The organism is Corallococcus sicarius (assembly GCF_003611735.1).
GTDB lineage: Bacteria > Myxococcota > Myxococcia > Myxococcales > Myxococcaceae > Corallococcus > Corallococcus sicarius.
The window spans coordinates 1-421 of record NZ_RAWG01000769.1 but is presented as its reverse complement, the minus strand read 5'-3'; the positions used below and the strand labels follow the sequence as shown (position 1 = coordinate 421).

Here is a 421-nt window from a genome sequence, read left to right as displayed (position 1 = left end):
TGCCCAGGCTGCGTCTGCCATTCAGCATGGGGCTTGGCGGTCGGCTCGGCAATGGGCGTCAATGGATGCCGTGGATTCATCTTGACGACGTGGTCGGTCTGATTGATTTCCTTTTGCACCACGCCGATTGCTGGGGCGCCTTCAATGCGTGCGCACCGGACCTCGTCAGAAACGCAGACTTTGCCAGCACGCTGGCGGCGACCCTGCGCAGGCCGATGTTCCTGTCGGTTCCTGCCTGGGTATTGCGAATGGCGCTGGGCGAAATGTCAGTGTTGCTGCTGGGCAGTCAGCGTCTGCAACCGCGGCGGGCCTTGGAGACCGGCTATCGCTTTCGCTTTCCGAACCTGGAGGAGGCGCTGGCGGGTCTGCTGGTGCAGGATAAGCATCCCGTTACCCGGTAACCCGCAGATTGATATTGAGC

1 protein-coding gene is annotated in these 421 nt (G+C 61.5%); it reads left to right on the top strand.

Annotated features, from left to right (window positions below; genetic code table 11):
• Window positions 1-401: DUF1731 domain-containing protein (locus tag D7X12_RS45785; RefSeq protein ID WP_120630603.1), on the top strand; the 401-nt coding region annotated here is incomplete at its 5' end.
• Between the last annotated feature and the right edge of the window lie 20 nt (window positions 402-421).